17 protein-coding genes are annotated in these 21,065 nt (G+C 42.8%); 5 read left to right on the top strand and 12 right to left on the bottom strand.

Annotated elements, in window-relative coordinates:
- Positions 1–14: 14 nt before the first annotated feature.
- From CDO33_RS03655 to hydE, 8 genes are all read right to left on the bottom strand, one after another.
- Positions 15–1,829: a glycoside hydrolase family 66 protein gene (locus CDO33_RS03655; protein WP_161496683.1), complete on the bottom strand. Its 1,815-nt coding sequence runs from the start codon at positions 1,827–1,829 to the stop codon at positions 15–17.
- Between the two features lie 437 nt (positions 1,830–2,266).
- Positions 2,267–3,184, bottom strand: coding sequence for an AraC family transcriptional regulator (locus tag CDO33_RS03650; RefSeq protein ID WP_103080826.1), 918 nt, complete (start codon positions 3,182–3,184; stop codon positions 2,267–2,269).
- A gap of 313 nt (positions 3,185–3,497) precedes the next feature.
- A complete protein-coding gene (locus CDO33_RS03645; RefSeq protein WP_103080825.1) occupies positions 3,498–4,172 on the bottom strand; it encodes a beta/alpha barrel domain-containing protein in 675 nt (224 codons plus the stop codon).
- A 35-nt stretch (positions 4,173–4,207) separates the two neighbouring features.
- Positions 4,208–5,599: an MFS transporter gene (locus CDO33_RS03640; protein ID WP_103080824.1), complete on the bottom strand. Its 1,392-nt coding sequence runs from the start codon at positions 5,597–5,599 to the stop codon at positions 4,208–4,210.
- Between the two features lie 86 nt (positions 5,600–5,685).
- Positions 5,686–6,894, bottom strand: coding sequence for an acyltransferase domain-containing protein (locus tag CDO33_RS03635; RefSeq protein ID WP_103080823.1), 1,209 nt, complete (start codon positions 6,892–6,894; stop codon positions 5,686–5,688).
- Between the two features lie 1,047 nt (positions 6,895–7,941).
- Complete coding sequence (gene hydF / locus CDO33_RS03630; RefSeq protein ID WP_103080822.1) at positions 7,942–9,138, bottom strand: [FeFe] hydrogenase H-cluster maturation GTPase HydF; 1,197 nt, start codon at positions 9,136–9,138, stop codon at positions 7,942–7,944.
- 207 nt (positions 9,139–9,345) lie between these two features.
- Positions 9,346–10,764, bottom strand: a complete 1,419-nt coding sequence (hydG, locus tag CDO33_RS03625) for a [FeFe] hydrogenase H-cluster radical SAM maturase HydG (protein WP_103080821.1) — start codon at positions 10,762–10,764, stop codon at positions 9,346–9,348.
- 14 nt (positions 10,765–10,778) lie between these two features.
- Entirely contained in the window at positions 10,779–11,831 is a 1,053-nt protein-coding gene (gene hydE / locus CDO33_RS03620) for a [FeFe] hydrogenase H-cluster radical SAM maturase HydE (RefSeq protein WP_103080820.1), read from the bottom strand.
- Between the two features lie 51 nt (positions 11,832–11,882).
- Here hydE and CDO33_RS20735 point away from each other — a divergent pair, with 51 nt between their 5' ends.
- Positions 11,883–12,026: a hypothetical protein gene (locus CDO33_RS20735; protein WP_161496455.1), complete on the top strand. Its 144-nt coding sequence runs from the start codon at positions 11,883–11,885 to the stop codon at positions 12,024–12,026.
- A 407-nt stretch (positions 12,027–12,433) separates the two neighbouring features.
- On the opposite strand, the gene CDO33_RS03615 is transcribed toward CDO33_RS20735, so the two are convergent.
- Positions 12,434–13,291 (bottom strand): AraC family transcriptional regulator, encoded by an 858-nt coding sequence (locus CDO33_RS03615; RefSeq protein ID WP_103080819.1) that lies wholly within the window; start codon positions 13,289–13,291, stop codon positions 12,434–12,436.
- Between the two features lie 174 nt (positions 13,292–13,465).
- Between CDO33_RS03615 and CDO33_RS03610 the strand changes: the two genes are divergently transcribed.
- Positions 13,466–14,773: an alpha-L-fucosidase gene (locus CDO33_RS03610; RefSeq protein WP_103080818.1), complete on the top strand. Its 1,308-nt coding sequence runs from the start codon at positions 13,466–13,468 to the stop codon at positions 14,771–14,773.
- A 126-nt stretch (positions 14,774–14,899) separates the two neighbouring features.
- Here CDO33_RS03610 and CDO33_RS03605 read toward each other — a convergent pair whose 3' ends face one another.
- Positions 14,900–16,762, bottom strand: a complete 1,863-nt coding sequence (locus CDO33_RS03605) for a glycoside hydrolase family 20 zincin-like fold domain-containing protein (RefSeq protein WP_103080845.1) — start codon at positions 16,760–16,762, stop codon at positions 14,900–14,902.
- A 274-nt stretch (positions 16,763–17,036) separates the two neighbouring features.
- On the opposite strand from CDO33_RS03605, the gene CDO33_RS03600 reads away from it, so the two are divergent.
- From CDO33_RS03600 to CDO33_RS03590, 3 genes are all read left to right on the top strand, one after another.
- On the top strand, positions 17,037–18,026 hold the full coding sequence (locus tag CDO33_RS03600) for a zinc dependent phospholipase C family protein (protein WP_161496454.1): 990 nt from the start codon (positions 17,037–17,039) through the stop codon (positions 18,024–18,026).
- Between the two features lie 41 nt (positions 18,027–18,067).
- The gene (locus tag CDO33_RS03595; RefSeq protein WP_103080816.1) at positions 18,068–18,640 is read left to right on the top strand and encodes a nitroreductase family protein; all 573 of its coding nucleotides are present in this window, start codon (positions 18,068–18,070) and stop codon (positions 18,638–18,640) included.
- Between the two features lie 272 nt (positions 18,641–18,912).
- A complete protein-coding gene (locus CDO33_RS03590; RefSeq protein WP_161496453.1) occupies positions 18,913–19,989 on the top strand; it encodes an AI-2E family transporter in 1,077 nt (358 codons plus the stop codon).
- Positions 19,990–20,033: 44 nt separating this feature from the next.
- Here the strand turns inward: CDO33_RS03590 and CDO33_RS03585 are convergent, their stop codons facing one another.
- Positions 20,034–20,708, bottom strand: a complete 675-nt coding sequence (locus tag CDO33_RS03585; protein WP_103080814.1) for a phosphatase PAP2 family protein — start codon at positions 20,706–20,708, stop codon at positions 20,034–20,036.
- Positions 20,709–20,783: 75 nt separating this feature from the next.
- On the bottom strand, positions 20,784–20,999 hold the full coding sequence (locus tag CDO33_RS03580; protein ID WP_103102769.1) for a hypothetical protein: 216 nt from the start codon (positions 20,997–20,999) through the stop codon (positions 20,784–20,786).
- Positions 21,000–21,065: the final 66 nt, after the last annotated feature.

Raw genomic sequence — 21,065 nt, 5'->3', positions numbered from 1 at the left:
TAACACGACATGTTTTATTTAAGTATCGCCATCGTCCAGTATTCCAAGTAGGGCAGACTGAACTCAATGTATTCCCCTTTATCATCGCTGCCTTTCTTAAATTCCACCTGCCTGAGAAAACCCTCGCAGTAGTCCGGAGAAGCGATAAACACCTTGTTTACGTTGGCAGCGGTATACTGTCTGACCTTTATATTTTTTAAAGCAACCGGCTTTGTTTGAGTTCCGTAATCGTCAACCCATTCCGAGTGAGATGCACTTTTAAGATTTATAAAGTGTATGATCTCAAAATTTTCAGGCTTTTTAACCTTTGTGAAGGACCATATTTTCCCAGCCCTTCCGTCATAAGAAGTAAGTTCCCCATCCACATATGTAGCCGTGCTTATCTCCTCAAATCCGCTGCCTCTTAAGACATTTTCATAGGCTGTCATGAAGGAATAATAGTTCCTGATGCTTTTTTGCAAATCATAGTCCATCTCCAGATGCCGTGCAGGATAATACTCACTGGAAAGCATACCCAGATCGCCTATCTCCAGATGGCTTCCCCCGGCTGCCAATAATGTGGCGTTAGTGAAATTCACGCCCGGAGTGTTAAACTTGCCGCCGGACTTAGCCTTCTGATAGTTCATGTAAGCGGCAATAACTATGCCCCGCTTGCCTTCGGACATTCTATGCATGCTGTCCACAATTCCTTTAAGGGCATTGTACGTCCTGGCCTTATGCGGCCATATTTCGGCATAAAGTATGTCGTAATCCACTTCGGAGGCCACCTGGTACTGTCCGTACTGGTCAACAGCGTTGAAAATGACGCGGGTGTTTAACTCCTTCGGTATCCTTTTTAAAAGTGAAGCATAAGTATCATCCAGTTTAATGGGGTTTCCGTCATAGTCGTATAGCTGGCCCCTGTTACCGAGGGAATCCACCTGAAGGCCATCAAAGTCATATACAGAAAGAAATTCTTTATGGGCTTTGAGAAAATGATCCTGCCAGCCTTTATTGGCCGGGTTGAACAAATAAATACTGCTTTCCCATGATTCAGGCAGCGGATGGCAGTCTTGAACACTGTGATTTTTATCTTTAAACAAGCCCCATTCTTTTTTTACTCCTATCTCTTCATAGGTGGAGTAACCCCCAAATATAAGGTTGTAGAAAAAGGATTTCATATTGTAGTTATGACCTATGTCTATCATGTCCTTCAAGGTATTGGCATCAACCAATGCATTTGCTATCGTATTCCATTTTGGCTCCGGATTTTCAGCGGTACCGGCCAAAGGTTTGTCGTGCCTATCCATCACATCGTAATAAAACAGGCCGTTAATATGGAATTTTGATAAATTCCGGATGATTCTTTCGCTTTCTTCATAAGACCGCCTGCCCATGTCGGTAAGGTAAGCAAAGCGGGGAAACACATTCCAATCCGAAGAAACATCTACAGCCGTCATCTCATAATCCAAGAGATTTTCGCCGGAATATAAACAGACCTCTACAGCATAGCCGGTAAAATCGTCTTCAGGAGCCTTCCATGTAAAATCCATCTCGGAATTCCGGTCAACCTCAAGGGAAAAATCTTTATTTGTTTCATAAACTGTTTCATCCAACCTTTTTATCTTTAGATTTATACTTCCCTCTAGAGGATTTGTATCGGGATTATGCAATACCAAAGTGATTACGACCTTCCTCGAAGGCTTGTAAGAGCCCTTATCGGTATAAATGTCCTTTATATATCGTCCCTGGTTCTCAATGTCTTCCGGTTTTTTTACTGTATGTGCAGGCTCAGGGGTAAAGAGCTGCTTTGATGCCACATTGTCAAGCTCGGCAGCACCTTTCTTCATAGATCCGGAATTGCATGCAGATAACAGAAATGTGCCCGTTACCATGAGCAACAATAATTTGATACCATAGGCTTCCATTATTATTTTCACCTTTCTTCCTTTGCTGAAATCACGAAAAATTTGAATTAACGCGATATGTGAAAAAATCAGTACGACAGTAAATCCCCTGCAAATTGAGCTTATAATCATGCTCCGTTCTTCATCGCAGGGTCGATTTAATATTAGCATTTAAATAAGCACAGATAAATGTATAATGGCGAGATTCTTTGTAATATTTCTATCTGGACGAAAAAAATCAAAGAATACCATATAGGTTTTAAATCCCTTAGAACCAACAACCATCCAGTGCAATCAGCTGAAATCAAATCAATCATATATGACAAAATACCTGGGATTTACCCCGGGCATTTATATTTAGAATACAAATAATAATCATTTTATTCATCTCTGCGAATTTTGCTATAGAATAATGAATATTGGGATGGAGTCATGCCGGTGTATTTTTTGAACAGCTTGCTGAAATAGTACGGATCGTTTATTCCAACAAAATACGCTATATCCGCATATTTAAGCGATGTGGTTTCAATCAGTTCCTTTGCCTTTCTTATCCTAATAATATTTATATAGTTGGCGATAGTATGCCCGGTGGATTTCTGAAATATCTTATTGATGTAGTCATAGCTTATTTCAAACTTATCTTCAATCTCTTTGCTGGAAATTTTTCTCCTGTATTCGGACAAAATAAATCCCATGATATCCCTTGCCTTTAAATAAGCCTTCGGCAAAGCGGAAGTCATGAGCGAGGTTTTTTCGTTGAGGTAGTCGATCCCTATCCTTATAAACAGCTCCATCAGCTTATATGACACCAGTCTTTTATAATGCTCATATTTGCCGAAATAGTCATTATCCGTATCATATAAAAACTGCATGTAATATTCAAATTTCTCAAGGTTGTAATGCTTGGGTATATGGCATATGGAATCAGTGCCCGCATCCTCCGACGCAATATCACTGGTAAAAGATAAAATGCGCTTTTGGAGCATCTCCTTATGCACTTCTTCGTCCGGCCTGTCCGTTACCCTCCAGATGCGGGGATGCCTGAAGTGTATGTAAAAATAATGACAGCAGGAAGCTTTATAACCTTTGTGAAGGATATTCGGCTCAAGTATGAGCATATCGCCTTTTGACAGGGAATATTCCTCCGTACCTTCTTTTACATATAGATTCCCGCTTATAACTATGTACAATATATGCTCATCAGTTATTCTCTGAAAGTGAACCCAAGGCTCTTTATAATTGACATGGCCAAAGTTCAATATATCCGGAAGATGATCGGTATCAATACATAAAAGCATTTTTATCTCCTCGCATCACAACTTCATTCGGAGTATGTTGTGTTGTTTAATTTTATTGTACAGAATCAGGATAATAAGTCAATTTTAATGCAAAGGATGCTGTGTATTTAATATAAAAAATTGGGCTCTTCGCCCAATAATTCCTTCGTAAGCTTATATGCCTAACTTATAAATTCGCATTAAGGATTCTCACAGGATATTCAATCCGGCTTCCCATTACTTTTTCGCTTCTTTTTCTCAAATACATCCCATAAGCTTTTTTCTGCTTTTAAGCCGAGGCTTATACCTAAAAATTCCAACATATCAGGATAGGCTATATAATATCCGATTCAATCCTGTACTTGTTCATCAGGCTTTTAAAAATTTCCGCACAGGTGGGAGGAGTATAGGTTATGGCATTGGCTCCGGCCTCGATGGTCTTCAATATGCTTTCCTCCGATGGCCCTCCCGTTGCGATTATCGGAACTTCAGGAAACTGATCCCTTATTTTCTTTACAATGTTAGCGGTATTGGCAGCGCCGGACACATTGAGTATGGTGGCGCCGGACTCTATCCTGGCCTTAAAGTCAGTCTTATCCGAAACCACAGTCACCACGACAGGTATATCCACCTTATCCCTCAGCTTCCGCACAATATCATTGGGAGTAGGAGCATTAACAACAACACCTATCGCTCCCTGAAACTCAGCGTCCTGAGCAAGGTTTACAACTCTTTTACCTGTGGTGGTGCCCCCTCCTACGCCGCAGAAAACAGGGATATCGGAAGCGGTTATTATCGAATGGGTTATAAGAGGCTGGGGCGTAAAAGGATATACTGCGATGACGGCATGAGCATTGCAGTTCTTTATTATCGCAACATCCGTCGAAAAAATGAGCGATTTTATGAGCTTTCCAAAAATCCTTATGCCGCTGGCTTCATTGATCACATCCGGCACCCTGACCATATGCCGTCTCAAATTGCCGTCTATTTCAGGAATGAATTTACTCATACAGCATTTCACCTCTTTTCCGCTGCTTTAAAAATTTAATTGCCTTCACAATCCAATACTTGGCTTAACGGTTTATTTTGCTCTGCAGCGCTTGCCTTTACGTTTTCCTGAGATATTTTTTGCAAATAATAAATAAGTATTACAGAAATCAGCATGGCTGTTGCTGTCAAAAGCAAAACATACTGCTTGTTATACATAGTTATTCCAGCCAGGGCCATGGTTTTTCCTTCCGTTGCCCTAATAAACTCCTTGCCGGTAAGAACCCCCAGCAGAGCCGCCAGGTTGTTCATGGAAGAATAAAAGCCTATATAAATGGTCTGATCCTTTTCAGGTATGTTAATGAACGGTATGTTTCCAAAAACCAGGTTTATTCCGGGTGCAATCATAAAAGCATATATTACCGAAACGGGATATAAAAACAGACTCCCCTTGGTTACAAAAGACAGCCCTATATAGTGCAGCAAATACAAACCCATCGACTGGTACAGGACTTTAAACCATGAAGTCGAGTTGACCCTTTTCCTCCACAAAGGCGCCAAAAAAATTAAAGCCGGTATGTTGAACATGTTTATGATATTCAGGAAAGAGTAGCTGACATCCATATCCTTGAGCATGTACATATTGAAATACGGTCCCGGTATGTTCGCCGAATAAGACCACAGGCATGCTATAGTCACGGTAATCAGGTATTTTTTCTCCTTGAATGGATTCAACAGGATATTGGCTAAATTTACCTTTGTGCCGGAGCTTTGGTTCGGAAACTCCTTTATTTTAAACAAGAAGTAGATATCCACGATGCTTAAAATCAATGCCAATGCCCTGAGCACCAGCAACCCCCGCATCTCATTGCCGGAGGCTTTAAAATCATCGGCAATTTTGCTTGCCGCCAGCACTACGGTATATATTATGACCCCGTTCATCACATTGAAAGTGGAGAAATACTTGGCTCTCACATTATCGGGTATGCTCTTTATATGCCATACTGTAAAGCCTGGAGCAGTAACTGCGTTAATCAGGTTGACCAACAGGATGATTACAAGTATCAGCATGAGCTTTACCGGATTGGCACAAGGCAATACCGGGATCAGACTGATTACCACAATATTGAAAAAATGTATTATAGCCCTGCTGAATATCAGCATCCTTTTGCGGCTTTGAAAACGTTCCAGCAGAAGGGGTGATAATATCTGCAGCAGGTTGCCCACGAACCCTGCCATGGTGACGAGGCCCATGAAGCTGTCATCCGCATTGAGCAGAAGCAGAAAGCCTGTCAGGAAGTTAGCTCCAATGAGATTGTTTACGGTTCCTGCAGCATAGTTGGAAGCAGCTACATATCTTCTGCTTATTGTTACTTCATCATCGGTAGTAAGGCTATTTCTAAATCTTCTATACAAAACTGCAATGGTATCTCTCAAGGTTTTTATCATATGTGACCTCAAATATTAATAGCATTAAGCCGTTTATTATTGTCCATTCATATATAACATTTCGTCAAAGACATCAGCACACATCTTCAGGTATGGGAACCGTAAGAAGGTGGAAGGATATCGCGCAAAAAGGAGTATTCCCCTGCATCGTATTTATCCATATAGGATGAACTGCCAAAGCTTCCTCCAACATCCAGAAAGATTCCTCTCATATCAAATATCTCCCGGTCTTCATCCAAATAGTCCAGCACCTTTTTCCTCAAATAAGTATCGGGCTTTGCGTCTTTTCTTTCCGTAAGGTCGTTAAACACAAAATTCCATAGAAATCTCACCGAACCTGCTGTAGGATAAAGATAGAATTGACGCTGGAAAGCCACAATATTGCTATCTTTCGGCAGAATCTCCTGAAGCTGGGGTGTAAACAGCCATGTATGACAGCACATGCCTTTATAGTTTACCTCCGGAAAATGCTTCTTATAAAATTCCTTTGCCATCAGGTAAGATTCCCTTGTATCCTCCGGCCTGAAGCTTTTGTCCCTCGGTATATGGATTTCCAGCATGATGTCGCCCTCATCCAGCACCTTTTTCCACTCGCTTTTTTTAAGCCTGACCGGCTGGCGTAAACCCTTTCCGTAGGGAGTTACCGGAGTTCCCTCATAAGACTCCTCCGTTTCCCGGTATTCCGTAACGAATCCGTCGTCCGTCTTTTCCTTACCGCAAACACCTTGCATGTCTCCATTTGCCCTGAGTTCCATGCCGCTGTTGCACAAAAGGAGAATCATGTTTTTCTCTTGATTGTAAAAGGCTTTCACTTCTCCTTTAAAGGGCACGGCCATATACTGCAACCTACCCAGCCTGAACAGCTTCGCTTCCAGATGTCTCCATATCCAACTGAAATTTCTGATGCAATAATGTCCCACCAGGTTATATGCGTTCTGAACCCATACTCCGATGTCCCTCAAAGTATCAACAAAAATGTCGTCACCTATGCCCAGCTCGGCATACCGCTTCTCCGTAAAGGGTAATTTTTCAAGGGCGGCATGCAGATAGAAAAGCGATGCATGATTCCCAAAAACTGTTTCCACATAAGGATGAATCGCTAAATTTTCCCACACTGTCGTCCAGTATCCGCTGTCTATGTAGCTCGAATAAAAATCTTTGTATATCTCAAAGAGCTTCTCATCGCCGTTTATTTTCCGGGCAATTTCCACCAATATTTCAGTAGCGCCTTCAGGCATAAGTATTCTATCACAGTAATATTTCGTTAGATGTTCAGAAATAAGCTTGAATTCCATTTTATATCCTCCCGCCGTACCCATTCCATTCTACTTGTATATTATCTTAGAATTATAAAAAAGTAAATATATTTGTTGGAGCTCAAAAGTCCCGGTAAAAGTATGAGGGAACAGCGTACCAAGGGATAATTTCATGACTGAATGGTTAACTGAATAGATGGCTGAACGTAAGAGGTGTGGAGTGGAAAGGAAACGCTCTGAAATAATCTCCAGATATAGGCCATAAGAATTTGCCAAAGGCTTAAGACGAACATATGCGACTCAGAAGAAAAGGCAGAATGCTACCGGATATTTGAGTTTTTTGAAAATGGGGTAAGAAATACTCGGCAGCAGTGAAAATCGCGGTAATACCTTGGTAATATATCAGTTATGCAATTATATGATTGCATTGTTTACTGCCTGATATTAGTGCTTAACATTATTGTCTAATTTTGTCGGTGATGCCCATCTTCATGTTTTGCTTTAAAAGCTGATTAGTATTATGTAAACTACAAAAATATTACATATATTGACGCTTTTATTCATATAATATACATGAAGATGGAAAAATCCAATTTACAGCCATGATAGAACCGGAAAGATACAATGAAAAGCTTTGTGCTTAAATGCGCTTGAAAGCTGGGTTTTTCAATAATCCATAGAAAAAAAGTTCCCGCAGTTGTCAAGCTGCGGGCAAAACTGGTATCTGAAAAGTTGTCGAATTCATTACAATAATAAAATATCTGATTTTCACCTGAAAGTCAATAATTCTGCTTGTTCTATTTTGCGAACACCCGCTTTTCAACTGTTTAACATGAGTTAACAATAATTTCCTCCATTTGAGGAAAAAACTTGCAAACATATCAGATTAAGCTCGTTGTCGCATTCAGTCAGCCTATCCAAAAATGCAACCTCAGGAACCGGAATTCCCTGTCATAATGGTACGGTCATCCACTGTCATTTTCGTCTATAAATCAGGCAGCGCTTATAAGGCAGCCAGCGTCGGTTTTTTGCATTCTATCCTGCCATTCAGCTCTGCGATTCCAGAAGCAAGCCTTGATAAGGAGCTCAAATCTGCACATCAATTTTATCCAATATCCCGGTCAGGTATGCAATAACAACGCCGTAGTTGGACATGGGAACACCCTGAGAGCGGGCGCGTTCAATCCGTGACAGCACATGTTTTCTGTTGAACATGCAGGCTCCGCACTGTATTACCAGATCATAGCCCGACAGATCCTCAGGGAAATCCTGGCCGCTTACCACTTCCACCGTGAGCTTTTCCCCTATCCTCTTTCGCAGCATCCTCGGGAGTTTTTCCCTGCCGATATCCTCCTCCAGCGGTACGTGGGTGCATGCTTCGGCAATAAGCACTTTTGAATCTTCCGTCAGATTATCGATAGCTTCGACACTTTTCACATAGTAATCCAAATCCCCTTTATAATTGGCAAACAGGATGGAAAAGGATGTAAGCTTGCTTTCTTCAGGCTTTTTGTCATAAACAGTCTTAAACACCTGAGAGTCGGTTATTATGAGTTCAGGTGGCTTAACCAGTCCTTTTAGTGCCTGATCCAGCATATCGGTGGTGGCGCTTACCACTACGCACTTTTTATCCAGCAAATCCCTCAATGTCTGCATCTGGGGAAGGATAAGACGGCCTTTCGGTGCTTGTATATCCTGGGGCATCACTAGTAATACGAGATCCCCTTCACCGGCAAGCCTTCCTGTGATACTCTTTACTTCATAGCCCTCCGGCAGCAGTTCAATGATTGCTGCGCGTACTTTTTCAATTCCAACTTTCTCCCTGGTGCTGACTAATATGGGCTTAAGTCCGTATTCCTTCTCAATTTTTTCGGCAATCTCCTCTGCGCCGGCGAGGATGTCAACCTTATTCAACACTAGTACAACAGGGGTGCCACGGCTTTTCAGCATGTCAATCCATTTCTTTTCCTCATCCAAATCATCTCCGCTGAAAACCACCAGCGCTATGTCCGTTTTTTCAGCGGCCATTTTTGTTTTTTCTACCCTCATCTTCCCCAATTCGCCCACATCGTCAAACCCGGCTGTGTCTATAAATACACACGGGCCTATTCCGTAAATCTCCATGGCTTTATAGACCGGATCGGTTGTCGTACCCGCCACATCGGAAACCAGTGCGATGTCTTGGCCTGTCAGCGCATTTAACAGGGAGGACTTTCCGCTGTTTCGTTTTCCGAAAATCCCGATATGCAGCCGGTTGGCTCTGGGAGTGTCTATTAAACTCATATATTACCTCCGTTAAATATAATTAAATTTTAAAGGTTATATCAACTTTACATAAACAATATTATGACTGTTTTTTACATGCCTGGGAGCGCAGGATTACTGTTTGTGATATGCCGTTTTTGACTTTAAAGACAATTACTATACACAATGCTATACACAACGGCCACATCATTATATCCGGCATTTTTATGCCGCCAATCCTTCGCTCTAAAAACGAAAGTCCCTCTTTCCTTTTTCGATGGCTTTCAGATTCTCCAATGCGATTCTGCGAACCTTTTCATTGGGAACTTTGCTCATTTCCCGGGCTATCAAGGCTTCTCCCTTTAATCTCGTATCCGGTGAAGCATAATCCTCCAGATACTCCTTAAGGGTCATAAGGGCATTGGGCTGGCAGCAGTTGGCAATCTGACCTGATTTCACAAGGCTCATGAAGCGGTCTCCGGTGCGGCCCTCACGATAGCAGGCTGTACAGAAGCTGGGTATATATCCCAAATCCACCAGCCAGTTGACCACCTCATCGAGGGTGCGGGTGTCATTGACGTCAAACTGTGCCGAGCCGTCATCTTCCGATTCGTGTTCGGCATATCCGCCAACACTGGTTTTGGAGCCGCCGCTGATTTGCGTAACACCCACCTGCAGCAAACGCCGGCGCATTTTCGCCGATTCCCTGGTGGATACAATTATGCCCGTATATGGTACCGCAATGCGGATCACTGCCACTATTTTTTCGAAAATGTCATCGGGAACGGAATCCTTAAAGCTTTCCAGGTTTATGTCATCAGCCGGACGGATGCGGGGAACGCTTATGGTATGAGGACCTACTCCCATGGTGGCTTCCAGATGCTCAGCGTGCATCAGTAAGCCTACCAGCTCATATTTGTATGTGCTGAGTCCGAATAAAACTCCCAGCCCTACATCGTCAATTCCGCCTTCCATCGCCCGGTCCATAGCCTCCGTATGATACGCATAATCATGCTTTGGTCCTGTAGGGTGAAGCTTCTCGTAATTTTCCTTGTTGTAGGTTTCCTGGAATAAAATATAGGTGCCGATGCCAGCCTCCTTAAGCTTCCTGTAATTTTCAACGGTGGTGGCCGCTATATTTACATTCACTCTCCGGATCGATCCGTTTTTGTGTTTGACATCATAAATAGTCTTTATGCTCTCCAGAATATACTCGATGGGATTGTTTACCGGGTCTTCACCGGATTCTATAGCAAGCCTCTTATGGCCCATATCCTGAAGCGCTATCACTTCCCGGCGGATATCGTCCTGACTGAGCTTTTTCCTGGGAATGTGCTTATTGGAATGATGATATGGGCAGTATACGCACCCGTTTACACAATAATTGGAAAGGTACAGCGGAGCAAACATCACAATGCGGTTACCGTACAATTTTTGCTTTATTTCCATTGCTACCTTGAACATTTTTTCATTCTCGTCTTCCAGACTGCACTCCAAAAGCACCGCAGCCTCACGATGGGTCAGACCCCTGCAGTCCCTTGCCCTCTCAATCAGGCTGTCTATCAGCGCCCGATTGCTTCGGTTGGCCTCGGCATAAGCAAGGGTATCTAAAATTTCCTCATGGCTGATGAACTCTGTTGCCACCTTTGACTTACAATTATACATTGTCGATATCTCCTTTACACATTTATTTCAACGGGGCAAAAGTCGCCTCTGTCAACTACAATCTGGTATCCTATGCTATTGATGCGGTTTTGCAGGCACATTTTGCATTCTGCCGCCTCTTCTCCGGTACAGATTTTGTTATCATACAGCTCATATTTTTTCCGCACGTTGACCGGTGACAGGTTGGGCATAACAACGTTGGCACCTGCCAAAATGCCCATCTCCCTCCCTTTAGGATGGATGGTGCCGAGAGCTGTCGTCGCCGGTATCAGAGCATTAGGAAGCATGAGTCTTATTATACCTATCAAGAATAAGGTAAGCTCCAAGCTCCCTGCCGGGAAATCCGCAAAGGGAGTTTCCTTGTGGGGAATAAAAGGCCCTATGCCAACCATATGGGGCTCCAGCCTTTTTAAAAAGAGCAGATCCTCCGCTATATCTTCCACTGTCTGGTAAGGTGAACCCACCATGAAGCCTGCTCCTACCTGATAACCTATCTGCTTCAGGTTATACAGGCACTGCTGCCTTTCAAGGGCTGACAAACCCTTGGGATGAAGCCTGGCATAATGCTGTGGGGAAGCGGTTTCGTGGCGCAGGAGATACCGGTCGGCTCCCGCTTCATGATATTTCAAATAGGATTCATAGCTTTTTTCCCCTATGGACAGCGTAACGGCGCAATCCGGATAATTTTTCTTTATATCGGCTATAATGCCGCATATATCATCATCGGTATACTTGAGGTCCTCACCGCCCTGAAGCACAAAGGTACGAAAGCCCAGCTTGTATCCTTGGCTGCAGCAGGCCAGAATATCCTCCCGGCTTAACCTGTACCGTTCCACTTTATGATTGCTTCTTCGTATGCCGCAGTAGTAACAGTCATTTTTGCAATAGTTGGTAAACTCGATAAGTCCACGCACATAAATTCTGTTGCCGAAATATTTTTGAGCGGTTGCCCGGGCAATATCAAACAGGTACTCGCTTGCCTCTTCGGTTATATTGCCAAGCAGCAGTACAAACTCTTCCTTGCTCAAAGCTCTTTGCTTTTGCAGTTTGTCAATCAGATTTTTCATAACAGCACACCTTTTTCCATCAATTTTCCATCAATATTGGGGAAAGCATGGATGATAGCGTTTTTGACTTTGCACGGGAACTGGGGGCCGTTCTTCCGCCCGTCCTTTCCGGATAAGCAGATTGAGAGATATGGGGCTGCTCATTTGCTGCCTTGTGTAATGCTCAAGCAGCCTTATAAATCCATCGGATATTAAGTTCTACATCCTTCCCGGCTTTAAACCCTGCGCCAAACTTATGAGATACCGCCGCCATGTTGACAAGCGGGATAAAAGTCTATTTGGGCATTAAAAAATCCTTATGCCCGGCGGGCATAAGGACAGCATGCAGAATTCACAGCCTTAATACGGCTAAGGATGCATTCTTGATATCAACGCTATTCTATCGCCTTCCCACTCGGGACGAACCCTTGTGCATCAGCACGATCATAACTCATTGTTTATTTTTTAACATATCTTTATATTTATAGTATACCACATTTTATGCAAAAATCAACGCTAAAATAAGAAGGTCATACAATACAAGCATTTTTCTACATCAAATATCCAATTATCTTTGGTCAGGAAAAGCCTTCACTCCAACGACTAAAGCCATAAGCTTTCGGTTAAGTGTTTTGAATACGCCCGGGTTGGCTGTTCACCATTTTTTTGAACTGGGTGGGGGAAAAGCCTGTATATTCCTTAAAAAGCTTAGAAAAATAATAAATATCATTAATGCCGACTTTAGAGGAAATATCCGCCAGGGTTTCATCACTGCTGGCAATGATGAGCCTCTTTGCCTCCTCTATCCTTCTTCGGTTGATATAGTGAATTGGCGGCATGCCCAGATGCTTTCTGAAAAACCTTATCAGATAATTGGGATGAAGATGCACTACCTGGGCTAATTCCTCAATTGTAATATTTTCCTTCAGCTTTTTTTCTATATAATCCGTTATAGCTTTCAGGCGCATGAGAGATTCCGATTTTACCGGAACTTTTCTCTCTACGGTGGAGTTCTCTATAAAGTAAATGATAAGCTCCAGGAGTGCAGAATTCTCTTTTAAAACCGATGCTATTCCATACCCTTTGCCGCTGGATATCATTTTTTTAAAGAGATTCTCAACATACACATAATCCTTGACTTCAATATAATCCTGAACCTTGATGATATCGAACAGGTTGAGGTCCCCTATCTTTGCCGTAAAATGGCACCAATACTTGGTAAAAGTATTGGAATTTATGGTCGAATATGATTGCATCACCCCTTCAGGCATCAAAAACATCTGCCCGCGTTTGGGATAATACTCCTCATCTCCGATTTTAAGCCATCCTTCTCCGTCGCAGATAAAGTAGAATTTATTGTAGCCAGGGATATAATCCATGTCGCGCCAGCCAGGCCATACCTTTGAATACTCAGCCTGGGTTACTTCCACCTTAAGATTTGCAAAGAACTCCTTTATAAGAACTTTTCTGTTATCCTCCATATTTACCCCGATACCAGTAAGAATATATTATGCCGCCAGGTTAATTTACTACAAAAGGAAGTTATCATCGTACATCGATATTATACATGAAAAGATATAAAATATAAATCAGAACATATATTAATATCCTATATAATCCTAAACAAAACCTTGTCGTAAGGAGGCGTACATAGAATGAGTATTATTGAAGAAAGAGCAAAGCGCACAAAATGGTTTATGGACGCAAGATTTGGCATGTTCATCCATTGGGGGCTATATGCGATACCTGCCCGGGGAGAATGGGTGAGGAGCGTGGAGAGAATCACTGTTGAAGAATATGACAAGTATTTTGAGGAATTCAATCCCACGGATTACGATCCCAAAAGCTGGGCAAAGGCCGCAAAGGAAGCAGGCATGAAATATGCGGTTATGACTGCCAAGCATCATGACGGTTTCTGCCTTTTTGATTCAAAGCTGACGGATTATAAATCCACCAATACCAAAGCTGGCAGGGATCTCATAAGGGAGTATATCGACGCTTTCAGGTCCGAAGGCTTAAAAGTCGGTTTATATTATTCTCTCATCGATTGGCATCATGAGGACTACCCGGCTTACGGCGACCGCAACCACCCCATGCGCGACAATGAGGAATTCAAAAACAAGCAGCATAACTTTGACAGGTATCTCGAATACATGCACGGACAGGTTCGGGAGTTGTGCACCAACTACGGGAAGATAGATATCATCTGGTTCGACTTTTCCTATGATGATATGCGCGGAGAGAAGTGGCGCGCTACCGAACTGGTAAACATGGTAAGGGAACTGCAGCCGGGCATAATTATTGACAATAGGCTGGAAGCCAGCGGAGAAAGCTCCGGCTCTATCAAAACAAAAAATCCCAGCGTCTATTCCGGGGATTTTGCATCTCCGGAGCAAATCATACCCCCGCAGGGCATCACTGATGTTGACGGAGATCCCATCCCATGGGAAGCCTGCATCACAATGAACAACAACTGGGGCTACTGCGCATCCGACAAGATGTTCAAATCTCCCAAGCTCATCATAAGAAAGCTTGTGGAATGCGTCAGCAAAAACGGAAATCTTCTTCTCAATGTCGGTCCCGATGCTAACGGCAGGATTCCCGATGAATCCCTCCACATCCTGTCCGAAATAGGAAAATGGATGAAGAAAAACAGCAAGAGCATTTACAACTGCGGCAAGGCTTCCATTGAAAAACCTGAATGGGGATATTTCACGCAAAACGGAAAATTCCTCTATGCCCATGTATTTGATGGAAATATAGGAGCTCTGCCCGTTCCCGGCATAAAAGGCAAGGTGAAAAAGGTGCGCCTTCTGTCGGACGGTTCGGAGATGAACCTGATCGATACCTGGAACATTAAGGAATTTCCGGATTATGCCTTCATCAATTTTGGACCCAACCCTACAGCTACCTATCCTCTGCCCGACGAAACAGATACTGTTGTAGAATTTGAGCTGATTTAAGATGCCTCGCACCGGCGGCTAAAGCCCAGCTTCCCATTATGATAAAGGCCGCCTGCTTCGGATGTGTTCATCCTTAGCAGCGGCCTTATATAAACCATATACCCGGAGTCAAAGTCTTTCTTTACACTATTTTATATCCCTCAGGTACTTGCATATCTGTACGATGGACTCCCTTATGCGGTACAGTTCACTTTCCTTGTTCCGTGCCCTCCAAACCTGCATATAATCTGCCAACCAGCATTCCAGAAGGCCTGCCAGCTGCTTTGGAGGATAGATGAGCTGCCCGGCCCCATTATTGAAGTCATATTTTTTGATGACAAGCCCCAGAGCATTGTAAAGGGCGATTCCTCTGGCAGATACATAGAATTCCCTCATATCAAGGCTGCGTTCAGCGTTGATATGAGGAGCTATGCCTGCTATTTCCTCCGCGATCTTCAAAGCCTTGTCATGAGCTTCAATCACTTCCTTCTCCGGCAGGTTCAAAAGCCTTTCCTTTTGATCGGCGCTTAAGTTGGGATATCCAATAAACTTATTTTCCCTCCAGTAAGTGATTAAAGAGTGGCCTACAACATACTGCCTCGACAGTTCTCTCAGCAGCCCTGTGATTCTTCCTGTAGCATCGCCGTATTCGAGCCTGGAAATGGCTTCATCCACCGCTGAAACTTCTTCCCTGTATTCCGGATTCCATGAAAGGGCGCCGCCATAAATCATTCCGGGTATTGAATTTCCGAAAAGGTTGATATGCCCATAGTCTCCCCAGTCTGTGTTCAGAACTCCCGAGGCGTTATATTTCACACCATAGTCCACCATTTTTCTTATATTTGAGAAGGATGAATCCAGCGCATTCATCAATTGATTCCATCCCCCTACGCCAGGACAAACATACTGGCTGATGCCGCTTTCTGCAAAGGCCTTTACCTTTTCCTCGCTGGGGTTGGCGCTGTAATCCCAATTCAGGCATATAGTGTCCTTAGGAATCTGGTCAAAATACTCCGGATGGCTCAATATGATGTCTCCCCAGAACATGACCTCCTTGCCATGCTTCTTTACAATATCGATGATCTTGTTCAGGAAATCCACATAAAGCTTGCCCTTACCCAGCTTTTTCGCCAGCTCCTTGTTCTTGCCTTCGCCCAGGTCAAAGGTCTCGTCACAGCATATGTTGAATTTGTTGGATGAGAATAAAGGAATAAATTGATTTAGCATATTTTCAACAAATTCCAGGCTTCCGGGATTTGACACATCGAGGGTATGGTGCTCCATGCGTCCCACCCATGAATAAGGCATATCCTGGCTGTTTTCCAGCTCACACAAATGGCTGAAGCTTCTGGTGGACAAAGCCATGTAAAGGTGTCCGAAGGTCGAGAGAGAGGGCACCAGCTCTATATGCTTTTTCCTGCAATATTCATCAAACAGCAGTATCTCCTCTGCCGTAAGGGGATCTGCCCCTGTCCACACCTCGCTGAAGCCTTCGAAGGCGAAGGTATGCTCTATATAAAGCTGTATTTGGTTGATCTTTACCGAGGATGCCCTGTCGGCCAGTTCCTTTAATGTTTCCAAGGTGGGAACCTTTCCCCTTGTAGCATCATGATAGAATCCCCTGTTAGGGAAATATGGCTCATCATTGATTTCCAAGCACTGAATATCCGCTCCGTTATTGCGGATTATCTGTCTTAATGTCTGCACACCATAAAACAATCCCGCATCATCGGCTCCGATAAGCTCAATTCCCTTCCCGGATATGTACAGCTTATACGACTCTGCCTTTCCCTTGGATTTTTTTAAATAAATACAGCCATCTTCGCTGCTGTACGATTTTGTAACATCAACCTTGAACTTAAGCGTCTTGAAGATTTCCTCCTGCAAAATCCTGGCCGCATCGAGATCGTTGAAATTGCAGCCTGCATCCAGAACAATCTTTGCGCCCGGCTTTAATGAAAAACGCCCTTCTTGAATGTGTATTTCTTTCGGTATCGGCAATAGAAACATTTTATATTCAACCTCCAATATCAAATTTTCTCCTTTAAAGCTATTTTACCACAAACCTGCCTTATCTGATACCAATGCAATAGGCATATTTTCCACTCTACATCTCTTTTATATTGTTGAAATATAATTCTGATGGTAGAATAATAATATTAATTAAAGTAGCCTCGACAAAGTGTCAATTAAGCCTCCACCGGAAGAAGCATGAAACATTTTGGCACTTTGTTAAACTATATTGACCACTAGTCCATCAATATGACAGGAAGAAGGGATGAACATGCCCGGCTTTTACACTCACTATTTGTGTGGTCGCGAAGCTCTTGAAAAAATTAACAGCCAGGAAATTGCAAACATCATCGTCAGGCATAGGCAGCTATATAATCTCGGTTTACAAGGCCCGGATATATTTTTCTTTTACTTTTATCTGCCATCGGCTGAAACAAAAAAGGTCAAAGGCACAGGCAGTAAAATGCATGCAAAGAAGGTAGCAAGCTTTTTCTCCTGCGCGTTAAAATATATATCGGAAAGGGAGACTTCCGAAAGGGAAGCCCTGCTCTCATATTTATGCGGATATGCCTGCCACTACTCCCTTGACTGCAGTACCCACCCCTATATATTTTATAAAACAGGCTTTGTCCGAAAAGGAGAGAAGCATACTTCCAAATATGTCTGCTATCACAGGCAGTTTGAAACAACGATAGACTTTTTGATGGTAAGCGAAAAACTCGGATGCAAGCCGGCTGAAATCAACGGCAGCTCTCTCATCCGGCTGGACAGCAGCGAATATTATACCGTTGGATGCATGTACAGAAGCTTGCTTAAAGATGTTATGGGTATAGATATCAGCGTTGAGCAGGTTCAAAGGGCTGCAAAAGAGATAGGTATCGCCATGTCGCTGTTCCGCGACAGAACCGGCCTGAAAAGAAAGCTGGTTTATGCCGTTGAATCAGTGATCGGAAAATACCACCCTGTATCAAGCATGGTACATCCCCTTAAGCTAAACGACAGCCGTGATTACCTGAACAGGCAGAAAGCTGTGTGGAGCCTTCCCTGGGATATAGATGCCAAAAGCGACTCCTCTTTTATTGAGATGTTCGACAGTGCCTCCTCTGAAGCTGCTCATTTGTGTGATGCAATATACAACTGTGTCATCGGGAACATTTCGCCGGAAAAAGCCGTGGATATCATCGGCAACCGTTCTTTTTCCACAGGTTTGGACTGTGATAAGCCTTTAGAGTTCAAGTACTACGATTGCATTTTTGAATAAAATATATTCATTCATGTAATTTTAAAAGGATGGTGTAATTAATGATACGTGATTTGGTTAAAAAGAACCGCAGCTACAGACGGTTTTATCAGGATGTTAGGATCGAAAGAAGGACCCTGGAGGAATTGATCGATCTGGCTCGCTTATCCTCCTCCGGTGCCAATTTGCAGCCTCTTAAATATGTGCTTTCCTGGGATGAGGAAAAAAACAGCCTTATATTCCCCCATTTAAGGTGGGCTGGTTACTTGAAGGACTGGGATGGTCCTGTAGAAGGGGAAAGGCCGTCGGCATACATAGTAATGCTTGGGGACAAGGATATCTCCAAAAACTACATGTGGGATCCGGGAATCGCATGCCAGAGCATTCTTTTGGGAGCCTGTGAAAAAGGTCTCGGGGGATGCATTTTCGGCTCTGTAGACAGAAAGAACCTGGCCGAGGCATTGAATATACCGGAAAAATATGAAATCCTGCTGGTCATAGCACTGGGAAAACCGAAGGAAATCGTGGTTTTAGAAGAGATAGACGCCTCAGGGGATATAAAATACTGGAGGGATGAAAACCAGGTGCACCATGTTCCCAAAAGAAAACTGGAGGACATTATTCTGGATTTGTGATATAAAAGGAGCCATCATGATTAAATCGTGATAGAAACATTAAACGCATCATGCTATAATCGGACTATAAAACATTGGAAGTTCTGTTGCTTGTATGCGGATTGGCGATTTACCGGTTGCTGGGATACTCCCTTCTGGGGCAGGTATGTATAACTCTCCCTTTTTTGGGGTGACAATTTCAGGAACCCAAACTATTCCGCCGGCAAAGCTGCATCCTTTTCGGAGATAGCTTTGCCGGCAAAAAACGTGTTGTAAAACAGGAGGATATGTGCATGTGGTATAAGGGCAAATTTTACAAGTATGCGACTGCAATCATCATGATACTGGTTATCATATTTATGTTAAGTAAAATAGACTTCTTCCTGTCCCCCTTCAGAAGGTTTTTAGCGACGATTTTTTATCCAATTCTGGCAACTGTGTTTTTATATTATATATGCCGCCCCTTGGTAAAGCTTTTTATGAAAATACGCCTTCCGAAATGGGCCGCCATTTTGGCAACTTTTGTCATAGTGATCGCCTTCATCGTGTTCACCAGTACTTATACAAGCAGCATTCTGACAAGCCAGCTTAATCAGCTGGTGAGGGATTTCCCAAAGAGTTACGAATGGATTAAACAGGCTACCAGGGATTTGATGGACAGTCCATGGCATCAATATATCAATTTTGAAGACTTGCAGAACAAGTTAATATCCTTTGCTCAAAACTTCACCCGCAGTCTGACGTCCATCACCTTCAACTTTTTATCACGGCTGGCGAATTTCGGCACAGCGCTTTTTACAGTTCCCTTCATGCTGTATTATTTTTTAAAAGATGATCTCCAGTTTAAGGAATACATACTGAAGCTGGTTCCGGATAAGCATGCTCAAAATATCAGGACTATATTGAAAGATGTGGATACAGCTCTTTCATCCTACATAACCGGCCAGCTGATTGTGGCCTCAGCCATAGGAGTGATGATGTTCATAGGCTTTAGCATCATCCGGCTGAAATATCCTCTGGTAATGGCAATTTTCGCCGCTGTAGCATGCATAATCCCCTACTTCGGCCCTTGGATCGGAATTATTCCGGCTGCCTTTGTAAGCTTGTCGGAAGGGCCTGTTATGCTGCTTAAGGTGATTATCGTTATGCTGGTAGTCCAACAGATCGATAACAATTTCATATCACCCCAGATAATGGGTAAAAACCTGAACATCCACCCCGTAACCGTAATTCTTCTGCTGTTGGGAGGAAGCTCATTGTTCGGGCTTCTCGGCCTGATTATAATAATACCTTCCTATGCGGCAGTGAAGGCTGTTGCTTTGAATGTATACAGAATGTATCTATCCAAATATGTCAAAAAAGAAGCATAGCGATTTTGCTATGCTTCTTTTGATGCATGAATCCGTTTTTATTTTTATACTGAGTCCGACTCTTCGTAGGACTTCCATAAATTCTGCAGCCCTTTGAACTTTGTTTTATACACCAGCACATATAAGATTGCGCTGAGCAGCAGGCCATACATGACGTCCATGACTGAATGCTGCTTTAAAAATACCGTCGACAATATGATAAGCACCATGAGAATGAACGAACCGGATTTCAGAAGCCTGCTCTTTTTAAATCCGTTATATCGCGCGATTGAAATATGAACAGCCACTGAGTTCAACACGTGCATGCTGGGAGCAGAATTGGTCGGTGTATCAAAATCATACAGCCATTTTATCACCAACGAAAAGATGTCATTTCCAACAACTTCAGGTCTAAGGTTCTGACCATTGGGAAACAGCGTATAAATGATAAGGCAGATGGTCATTCCGGAAAACATAAAAATGCTCAACTTAAGGAAATCCTCCCTGGACCTGAGGCAGAAATATACCATGGCTGCGGCTATATAAGCAAACCACAAAAAATACGGAATGACGAATATGCTTACAAAAGGAATATAGTCATCAAGTTTGGAATACATAATATGTCTGGGCGCGGTATTAAAATACTCCAAAAGCCTAAACCACGCTAAAATTACAATGTAATACAAAAGTATAAGCGCATGATTGTATTTTTTGAGTTTAGTTAATATTTGCTCTTTCATTTCGACTCCTTTATCAACATTTTTAGTAAAATGACCCACCTACATAATGTTATCACATTATAGTTTTTTACACCATCATAAATTTAAAGCAAAACAATTATTTACAACAAAGAATGATTCTGCTGCATATTTAAGAATTTGCGTTAACAGGACAGCAAAACAAAAGATAGAAAGCCCGGTGTCTTCAAAACAAAAGAGCAGGAAACCATTTCCTGCCCGGCGGCAATGAGAAAATGCAAAATTATTGTTGGAATAAGCATTCATCAAACCAGCAAGTTCTTCCTTGATCAAAAATCCTGTGGGTAACTGCTTCCAAGCATCCTTTGCAGTCGATATTCCTAAAATAATTAAGTCTCT

The sequence above is a fragment of the Clostridium thermosuccinogenes genome, from assembly GCF_002896855.1.
Classification (GTDB): domain Bacteria; phylum Bacillota; class Clostridia; order Acetivibrionales; family DSM-5807; genus Pseudoclostridium; species Pseudoclostridium thermosuccinogenes.
This window is presented reverse-complemented; position numbering and strand designations above follow the sequence as displayed.

Excerpts from the sequence above, each read along its gene's own strand:
- CDO33_RS03655 (WP_161496683.1), bottom strand. The coding sequence starts at position 1,829 with ATGAAGAAAGGTGCTGCCGAGCTTGACAATGTGGCATCAAAGCAGCTC.
- CDO33_RS03650 (WP_103080826.1), bottom strand. The coding sequence starts at position 3,184 with ATGCTTTTATGTATTGATACCGATCATCTTCCGGATATATTGAACTTT.
- CDO33_RS03645 (WP_103080825.1), bottom strand. The coding sequence starts at position 4,172 with ATGAGTAAATTCATTCCTGAAATAGACGGCAATTTGAGACGGCATATG.
- CDO33_RS03640 (WP_103080824.1), bottom strand. The coding sequence starts at position 5,599 with ATGATAAAAACCTTGAGAGATACCATTGCAGTTTTGTATAGAAGATTT.
- CDO33_RS03635 (WP_103080823.1), bottom strand. The coding sequence starts at position 6,894 with ATGGAATTCAAGCTTATTTCTGAACATCTAACGAAATATTACTGTGAT.
- hydF (WP_103080822.1), bottom strand. The coding sequence starts at position 9,138 with ATGAGTTTAATAGACACTCCCAGAGCCAACCGGCTGCATATCGGGATT.
- hydG (WP_103080821.1), bottom strand. The coding sequence starts at position 10,764 with ATGTATAATTGTAAGTCAAAGGTGGCAACAGAGTTCATCAGCCATGAG.
- hydE (WP_103080820.1), bottom strand. The coding sequence starts at position 11,831 with ATGAAAAATCTGATTGACAAACTGCAAAAGCAAAGAGCTTTGAGCAAG.
- CDO33_RS20735 (WP_161496455.1), top strand. The coding sequence starts at position 11,883 with ATGATAGCGTTTTTGACTTTGCACGGGAACTGGGGGCCGTTCTTCCGC.
- CDO33_RS03615 (WP_103080819.1), bottom strand. The coding sequence starts at position 13,291 with ATGGAGGATAACAGAAAAGTTCTTATAAAGGAGTTCTTTGCAAATCTT.
- CDO33_RS03610 (WP_103080818.1), top strand. The coding sequence starts at position 13,466 with ATGAGTATTATTGAAGAAAGAGCAAAGCGCACAAAATGGTTTATGGAC.
- CDO33_RS03605 (WP_103080845.1), bottom strand. The coding sequence starts at position 16,762 with ATGTTTCTATTGCCGATACCGAAAGAAATACACATTCAAGAAGGGCGT.
- CDO33_RS03600 (WP_161496454.1), top strand. The coding sequence starts at position 17,037 with ATGCCCGGCTTTTACACTCACTATTTGTGTGGTCGCGAAGCTCTTGAA.
- CDO33_RS03595 (WP_103080816.1), top strand. The coding sequence starts at position 18,068 with ATGATACGTGATTTGGTTAAAAAGAACCGCAGCTACAGACGGTTTTAT.
- CDO33_RS03590 (WP_161496453.1), top strand. The coding sequence starts at position 18,913 with ATGTGGTATAAGGGCAAATTTTACAAGTATGCGACTGCAATCATCATG.
- CDO33_RS03585 (WP_103080814.1), bottom strand. The coding sequence starts at position 20,708 with ATGAAAGAGCAAATATTAACTAAACTCAAAAAATACAATCATGCGCTT.